This window comes from Rubrivirga sp. (assembly GCF_049648075.1).
In the GTDB taxonomy this organism is placed as follows: domain Bacteria; phylum Bacteroidota; class Rhodothermia; order Rhodothermales; family Rubricoccaceae; genus Rubrivirga.
Genome location: NZ_JBARYR010000175.1, coordinates 1 through 6,650, shown reverse-complemented (window position 1 = coordinate 6,650; position 6,650 = coordinate 1). Strand labels below are relative to the sequence as shown.

The following is a 6,650-nucleotide window of genomic DNA, read 5'->3' as shown; positions in this document are numbered from 1 at the left end:
CCGCGATGCCGAGCGAGACCGAGGCCCGCTCGACCTCGTCGAAGGCGCCCTCGAGGTCGGACACGATCTGGCCCTCGCCCTCGATGGTCAGGTTGCCGGCGGCGACCTCGAGGGCGCGGCGGAACTCGGCCTGGGCCGCGGTCGCGATGCGGCTCGCCTCGGCGTCACGGTCGAGGAGCGTCAGGAGGGCCGCGCTGTCCAACCGCTCGAGCGCGCCGTCCATGTCGGCGACGGCCTCGAGGCTCCGCTCGTTGTCGGCCAAGACGGCGTCGACGGCGCCGCCCAGCGACGAGATGGTCGAGAGCGCGACCAGGGCCACGATGGCGAGCGGCAGGAGCAGGACAGCGAAGCCGGAGACGATCTGCTGACGGAGGGCCATGGGCGCGCGAGGAGGAGCCCGATGATAGATCCGTTGCAGCCCGTCGAGGACGAACACCTATCGCCGCAGCACCCCGAACGCCATCTCCCGCCCCGTCTGCATCGCGTGGGCGATCCACAGCACGGCCATCTGCTCCAGCGCCCTCGAGCGCTCGATCCCACCCGCGTCGTGGCTCTCGAACCCGATCGAGGTCGCGAGGCCCATCGCCGTCTGCTTGGCTTCGTCGTCATTTCCAGCGACGAACATCACGGGCCGGACCTCGCCAAACTGCGTGTCCGCCATCACGTCTGCGCCGACGGAACTGAACGCCTTCACCACGTGGGCACCCGGCGCCCACGACTGGACCAACTCCCCCGCCGACGTACCGACGACGACCTCGAGGTCTGGAAACGACAGCGGGTTCGTCGCGTCGAGGACGACTCGGCCCTCGAGGTCGAGACCGGTCACAACTGACTCGGTCGCCTCCCACGGCGTCGCCACGACGACGACCTCGGCCTCGAGGACGGCCTCCGCAGGCAGGACCGCGCGGGCGCCGGGGCCCGTCGACGCGACGAGCTGGCGGACGTCGTCGCGGTCGGGATCGCGCGAGCCGTAGACGATGTCGTGGCCGACCGCGGCGAACGCGGTCCCGAGCGCCGAGCCGACGCGGCCGGTCCCCAATATGGCGATGGTCATGGGTGTCAGCCCTCGAGGGCGGCGATCACCAGACGAGCGGTCTCGGCGCCCGAGTTCTGCTGCTGGCCGGTGATCAGGTGGCGATCGTGAACCGCGAACGGCGCCCACGGGTCCGCCGTCTCGAACGTGGCGCCCTGCTTGACGGCCTCGTCCTCGATGCGGAACGGCATCACGGTCTGCCCCACTATCGCGTCGGCCTGGTCCTCTTCGGCGTTGGCAAAGCCGGTGATCGTCTTGCCCTCGAGGAACGGCGTGCCGTCGTCGTTGCGGACGTAGAGGAGCGCTGACGTGCCGTGGCACAGCGCGGCCGTCGGCTTGTCGGCGTCGTAGAACTGGCGGATCGCGGCGTGGACGTCGGTGGCGGCCTGGAAGGTGAACATCGGCGCCTGGCCACCGCAGATCACGACGGCATCGTAGTCCTCGAGGGCGAGGCCCGCGAGCGCGGGCGTATCGGCCAGAAGCGCGCGGAAGTCGGGGCGATCGAGGTAGGTCTTGGACAGCGTGTCGCTGACGGAGTAGCCGCTCGCGTCATTCGGGTCGCTCAACGCGTCGAGCTCGACCCGCCCGCCGTCCGGGCTGGCGACGGTGACGTCGTATCCGCGCTGGACGAAGGCGTCGTACGGGTGGACGAGCTCGGAGGCCCAGAACCCGACGGGGCCGCCGACCGTCGTCGAGGTCGAGGGGTTCGAGACGACCATCAAGATGTGCGTGCTCATTCGTCCATTGGGTTGTTTGTCGCTGTAGAATGGGAGCCCCACTCCTCCCCGTCAAGAACGCACGCGATGGTGAGGGGCTCACCAACCGGTTAGAAATGGCGACGTTCACCCTCGGCGACCGCTCGTTCTCATGCCCGGTCGAACTTTCCCTCAGCACGGTCGGCTCGAAATGGGCGGCGTTGGTCGTGTGGCACCTGCGCACCGACACGTTGCGCTACTCCGAGCTCCGCCGCCGCCTGACCGGCGTCTCGCACAAGATGCTGTCTCAGCGCCTCCGCGACCTCGAGGCCGACGGGCTTATTTCGAGGACCGTCTACCCCGTCGTCCCCCCGAAGACCGAGTACGCGTTGACCGACGAAGGCCGGCGGCTCGTGCCCGCCCTCGAGGCGATGCAGAGGTGGGGCATGGCGTACAAGGACGTGGCGTGAGGCCACCCTCGAGGCCGAGCCTACTCGTCGGCCTCGAGGGTGGCCTCACGTTGCCGCTTGATCTCGCCCTCGATGCGGGCAAGACCCCAGACGAGGATGCCAAGAGAGCCGGCCGCCACTCCGAGCGTGCCGGCTAGGACCCACCCCGGCCCGTCCTCACCTGTTGCCGCCTCCCATGTGCCGACCTGGATCGCGGCTAACGCGACGAGAGAGACGGCGCCCGTCCAATACAGCATCGACGCGACGCGCTCGAGGACGGGCACGCGGCGCTCGACGGGGAGCTCCATCAGCGCCCGCTGACTCAGCACGTTGACGGTCTGGCGGTCCGGGTGCCGCACGGCCCAGGTCGCGACCGCCTCAAGGACGACGGCGAGCGCGACGCCCACGAGCGGGAGAGTCAGCCACGCCAGCAGGAACCGTTCGGCCCACTGGTCCGGCTCGCCGTCGAGGCCGAAGTGGACGGGGATGCGGTCGGGGAGGTGGGGCCAAAGTCCCACCGCTGCGACCAGGAGGCCGAGCGCGGAGATCCACATCAGGGCACGGGCGAGCGTCACGTCCTCGAGGGCGGGGAATGGCCGCTACGCCCGGTCGGCGCGTTTGTGGCAGTCGGCCTCGAGGCGCCCTCTTGAAAGCGCTAGTAATGCTTGTAGCCGCTGGCCTGGAGCGGCACGCGGTTGCCGTCCGGCAGGCGTAGCACCACGCCCTCGTCCGGTTCTACGACCTGCCCGACGACCGCGTAGGTGTCCGGCGCCAGCTTCGGGGCGTCGGACTCGGCCATCGTGAACAGCAGTTCGTAGTCCTCGCCGCCGTAGAGCACGAACGCCTCGGCACGTTCTTCGAAGCGCTGGGCCACCAGCGCCGTCTGGACGTGGACGGGCAGCAAGCCGCCATCGAGGACCAAGCCGACGGTCCCGGCCTGGGACAGGTGATGCGCCTCGGACGCCAGGCCGTCTGAGATGTCGATCAAGGACGTCGGGCGGACGCCGGCGTCGGCCCACGTCTCGACACGGTCCAGGCGGGCCTGCGGCATCAACTGCCGCTCGACGACAGCGGCGAACTCGCGCAGGTCGAGCGGGTCGTCATCGTCCTCGAGGGCGTCCTTGCCCGCCATCAACACGCGCAGGCCGGCCGCGGCGCCTCCGAGGTCGCCGGTGACGCACAACAAGTCGCCCGGCTGGGCGCCGGACCGCGTCACGATCTCGTCCTCGAGGGCGTGGCCCACGACCGTGACGCTCAGCATCAACCGCGCCGAGGCCGTCACGTCGCCACCGATAATGGACAGGCCGTAGCGCTCGCACGCCTGGGCCATGCCGGTGTACAACGCCTCGGCGCCCTCGACGGACAGGTTGTTGGGCAGGCCCAAGGCGACGGTCGCGTAGAGCGGCCGCGCGTTCATGGCCGCGATGTCGCTCACCGACGCCGCGATGGCCTTCCACCCGAGCGCCCGCAGCGGCACGTAGGTCCGGTCGAAGTGGACGCCCTCGACGAGCGCGTCGGTCGTGACGACGTGGACGCGGCTCGGCCCGTCGGATCCGGCCCCGCCGACGCGGTAGACCGCCGCGTCGTCGCCCATCCCGACGACGACGTCCTCTCCCTTGGAGGCATCGCCCAGGATGGCCTCGAGGCGATCGATGAGCCCGAACTCGCCGACGTCGGCGACGGGCGGAAACGGGAGGGCGGCGGGTGTGTCGTCGGTCATTGCATCGAGGGCGTCTGGGCCAACCTATCGAGGCCGGGCGGGCTCCGCCTCCGCGTCGTCTTTGCGGTCGTCCTCGAGGCCGACGCCTCAGTTGCCGGCTGGCTGCGACGGCGGGCCTTCGGGCACGCGCCGAAACCGGACGACCGCCGTCGGGGACGCGCCGTCGAGCGCGAGGTCGTAAACGAACAACGTCTCGGCACCCGTCGCCCGGTGGAGGGCGAAGACCTGGACCGTCGTTCGCTCGCGAACGTCCCACGGGTCCGGGTCGTCGTCGAGAGCCACGAGCGCGGTCGCGTACTCGATGTCGAGGACGTCGTAGCCGGCAGGGAGGTCGAAGGTCCGGTCGGACGGCGGCGCGGACCGTTCGGCCACGCGGCTAAGCGCGCGGTCGGTCGCGCAGCCAGACAGGACGAGGGCGGCGAGGACGAGACACAAGCGCATGGCGAGGGTGAGCGTTTCGACCTGGGCCGCCGCTACCGCCCTCGAGGTCACGGCCTCGAGGGCGCGTCACGCGAGCGATACGCGGAGGGCGTCGATCCGGTCGTGGACGTCGAACGGGACCGCGTCTCCGGCCTCGAGGGCGATCTCGTAGAGCCACAGCGCCCGCCGGCGCCCCTCGGCGCCCTCGTCCTCTGAGAGCAGCGCAGCAACGGCGACGCCCACCTCGCCAGCCAGCCGCTCGCCGGACGTACAGAGCTCTCTCAGACGACGGCGGTCGAGCCCGCGGACGCCCTCGAGGTCGGTGCCGAACACGCGGGCGATCTCGGCCTCGAGGACGGACTGAGCCTGCTCGACCTCGCCGGTCCGTTTGCGGAATAGGACCTGGGCCAGCACGGCCGCGAGCTGTTGGGCCTGGCGGATGAGGAAGTCCTGCTGGAACATGGGGCCAATGGTGAGAGACCGACACGGTTCGTCGGACACCGTGGACGGGGTTCACAGGGGCGACGAGACGGCCTCGAAGTCGACCAGAGGTAGGACTCCACGACTTCGAAGGCGTGCCCCCCTCTACGGCAGCGTCAGCGAGCCCTGGAAGGCGGCCCGACTTGCTCCGGTGACCGCAGGGAGACCTGTGCGGACGCCGTTCGCCCACTCGTGCGCCAGAATCGCGAACAGGACGGACTCCTTCGCGTCCGGGTCGAGACCGTAGGCCGCCGTCGTCTCGAGAGGGACCGGGTCGAGGGCGTCGGCCAGCATCCGCATGAGGGTCGGGTTGTGGACGCCGCCGCCGCTCGCGATCACGCGGTCCGGGGTCGGGTCCACGAAGCGGGAGACCGCGTCCGCGACGGAGCGGGCCGTGAAAGCTGTGGCTGTCGCGAGCAGGTCGACAGGGCTCGACGGTCCCCGGCCGACCAGCCAGTCCACGAACGGCGTCCCGAAGTCCTCGCGGCCCGTCGACTTGGGCGGAGGCTGGACGAAGAACGGAGCCGTCAGCACGTCCTCGAGGACGGCTTGGTCGGGCGTGCCTGTCGCGGCGAGGGCGCCGTCGAGGTCGTAGCCCCGACCGGTCAAGCGGAGCGCGAGCGCGTCGATGACCATGTTGGCCGGGCCGGTGTCGAACGCGGCGGCCGGCGGGGATCCGGGTGGCAAGACGGTCAGGTTGGCGATGCCTCCCAGGTTGAGGAGCACGCGCGTCTCGGACGGGTGCGAGAACAGCGCGCCGTCGATGTAGGGCGCGAGCGGCGCGGCCTGGCCGCCGAGCGCCAAGTCCGCCGAGCGGAAGTCGGCGACGACGGGGACGCCCAGCGTCGTCGCGATCGTGGCCGGGCAGCCGATCTGCAACGTCGAACGCGTCGGTACCTCGGCGATCTCCTCGGCGCGAGGGACGTGGTGGACGGTCTGCCCGTGGCTCCCGACGAGGTCGAGGTCGGCCGGGGTGAGCCCCGCGTCCTCGAGGGCGGCCAGGGCCGCACCGGCGAAGTGGTGCCCGAGCCGCGCGTGGAGCTGGCTCACCATCCGCACGTCGGAGGTCGCCGTCTCGACGCACGCCGCGATGGCGTCGTGGAGCGGCGCGTCGTACCGCTCGCTGACGAACCCCAACGTCTCGACCTCGAGGTCGGTCGCAGTCCCTTCGAGCCGCACGACGGCCGCGTCGACGCCGTCGAGCGACGTCCCGCTCATGAGTCCCGCGACGACGCGGGGACCCGGCCGGAGGAGCCGTTCGACGGGATGCACGGGCTAGCCTCGGCGGCGGAGTTCAGCCGCGCGGTCCAAAAGCTCGTCCGCTTGATCCGGCTGTCTCGCGGCGAGCTTCTCGTAGATCACCGCGGCCTCGACGTACTGGTGCTGAGCGGCGTAGATCTTGGCCAGCGTCTCCGACGCGAGGTCGTCCACCTCGGGCGTATCGAGGGACACCTCGGGGCCGTCGTAGGTCGGGTCCGGGCGGATGCGGGGGGCCTCGTCGAGCTGGGCGATGAGCGAGTCGAGGTCGTCGGCGTCGGAGGCAGGAGCGCCGGGTTCCTGCGTGACCTCGTCCTCGATGGGTCCGTCGTCAACGAGAACGTCTGCTGTCCCCCTCTCCGGGGTCTCGTCCTCGACGAGGGCCTCGTCCAGTTCCGTCTCGAACGACGAGAAGTCGGTCTCTCCCACCTCGACGTCGTCGAACGAGAGGTCCTCATCGAGGTCGGGATCCGAGACGTCCTCGAGGACGATGCCGGCGGCATCATCGAAGTCGCCCTCCGGTGCAGGCTCGAGGGCGGGCGAGGCCGGCGCGGCCTCGACATAGGCGACGCGAGCGGAGCTCGGCGGTTCGGGCT

Annotated in this window: 8 protein-coding genes and 2 pseudogenes; 1 reads left to right on the top strand and 9 read right to left on the bottom strand. The window is 70.7% G+C overall.

Features of this window, described 5'->3' with window-relative positions:
- The 3 genes and pseudogenes from WBA11_RS05045 to WBA11_RS05035 form a co-directional block, all read right to left on the bottom strand.
- Positions 1 to 379 (bottom strand): annotated as a pseudogene (locus tag WBA11_RS05045) (hypothetical protein); the annotation flags it as partial.
- A 57-nt stretch (positions 380 to 436) separates the two neighbouring features.
- Positions 437 to 1,054 (bottom strand): NADPH-dependent F420 reductase, encoded by a 618-nt coding sequence (locus WBA11_RS05040; protein WP_424519627.1) that lies wholly within the window; start codon positions 1,052 to 1,054, stop codon positions 437 to 439.
- Between the two features lie 5 nt (positions 1,055 to 1,059).
- Positions 1,060 to 1,770, bottom strand: coding sequence for a type 1 glutamine amidotransferase domain-containing protein (locus tag WBA11_RS05035; RefSeq protein WP_424519626.1), 711 nt, complete (start codon positions 1,768 to 1,770; stop codon positions 1,060 to 1,062).
- A gap of 29 nt (positions 1,771 to 1,799) precedes the next feature.
- Between WBA11_RS05035 and WBA11_RS05030 the strand changes: the two genes are divergently transcribed.
- Positions 1,800 to 2,198: a winged helix-turn-helix transcriptional regulator gene (locus WBA11_RS05030; protein WP_424519625.1), complete on the top strand. Its 399-nt coding sequence runs from the start codon at positions 1,800 to 1,802 to the stop codon at positions 2,196 to 2,198.
- Between the two features lie 20 nt (positions 2,199 to 2,218).
- Here the strand turns inward: WBA11_RS05030 and WBA11_RS05025 are convergent, their stop codons facing one another.
- The 6 genes and pseudogenes from WBA11_RS05025 to WBA11_RS05000 all read right to left on the bottom strand — a co-directional run.
- Complete coding sequence (locus WBA11_RS05025; protein ID WP_424519624.1) at positions 2,219 to 2,752, bottom strand: DUF1648 domain-containing protein; 534 nt, start codon at positions 2,750 to 2,752, stop codon at positions 2,219 to 2,221.
- An 80-nt stretch (positions 2,753 to 2,832) separates the two neighbouring features.
- Positions 2,833 to 3,897 (bottom strand): thiamine-phosphate kinase, encoded by a 1,065-nt coding sequence (gene thiL / locus WBA11_RS05020; RefSeq protein ID WP_424519623.1) that lies wholly within the window; start codon positions 3,895 to 3,897, stop codon positions 2,833 to 2,835.
- An 87-nt stretch (positions 3,898 to 3,984) separates the two neighbouring features.
- Positions 3,985 to 4,389 carry a hypothetical protein gene (locus WBA11_RS05015; protein ID WP_424519622.1) on the bottom strand — a complete coding sequence of 135 codons (405 nt, stop codon included), beginning with the start codon at positions 4,387 to 4,389 and terminating at the stop codon, positions 3,985 to 3,987.
- A 15-nt stretch (positions 4,390 to 4,404) separates the two neighbouring features.
- Positions 4,405 to 4,779: a hypothetical protein gene (locus WBA11_RS05010; protein ID WP_424519621.1), complete on the bottom strand. Its 375-nt coding sequence runs from the start codon at positions 4,777 to 4,779 to the stop codon at positions 4,405 to 4,407.
- A gap of 123 nt (positions 4,780 to 4,902) precedes the next feature.
- A complete protein-coding gene (locus tag WBA11_RS05005) occupies positions 4,903 to 6,069 on the bottom strand; it encodes an anhydro-N-acetylmuramic acid kinase (protein ID WP_424519620.1) in 1,167 nt (388 codons plus the stop codon).
- 3 nt (positions 6,070 to 6,072) lie between these two features.
- A pseudogene (locus WBA11_RS05000) lies at positions 6,073 to 6,650 on the bottom strand (hypothetical protein); the annotation flags it as partial.

Coding starts and splice junctions, on each gene's coding strand:
- WBA11_RS05035 (WP_424519626.1), bottom strand. CDS start 1,770: ATGAGCACGCACATCTTGATGGTCGTCTCGAACCCCTCGACCTCGACG.
- thiL (WP_424519623.1), bottom strand. CDS start 3,897: ATGACCGACGACACACCCGCCGCCCTCCCGTTTCCGCCCGTCGCCGAC.
- WBA11_RS05010 (WP_424519621.1), bottom strand. CDS start 4,779: ATGTTCCAGCAGGACTTCCTCATCCGCCAGGCCCAACAGCTCGCGGCC.
- WBA11_RS05040 (WP_424519627.1), bottom strand. CDS start 1,054: ATGACCATCGCCATATTGGGGACCGGCCGCGTCGGCTCGGCGCTCGGG.
- WBA11_RS05030 (WP_424519625.1), top strand. CDS start 1,800: ATGGGAGCCCCACTCCTCCCCGTCAAGAACGCACGCGATGGTGAGGGG.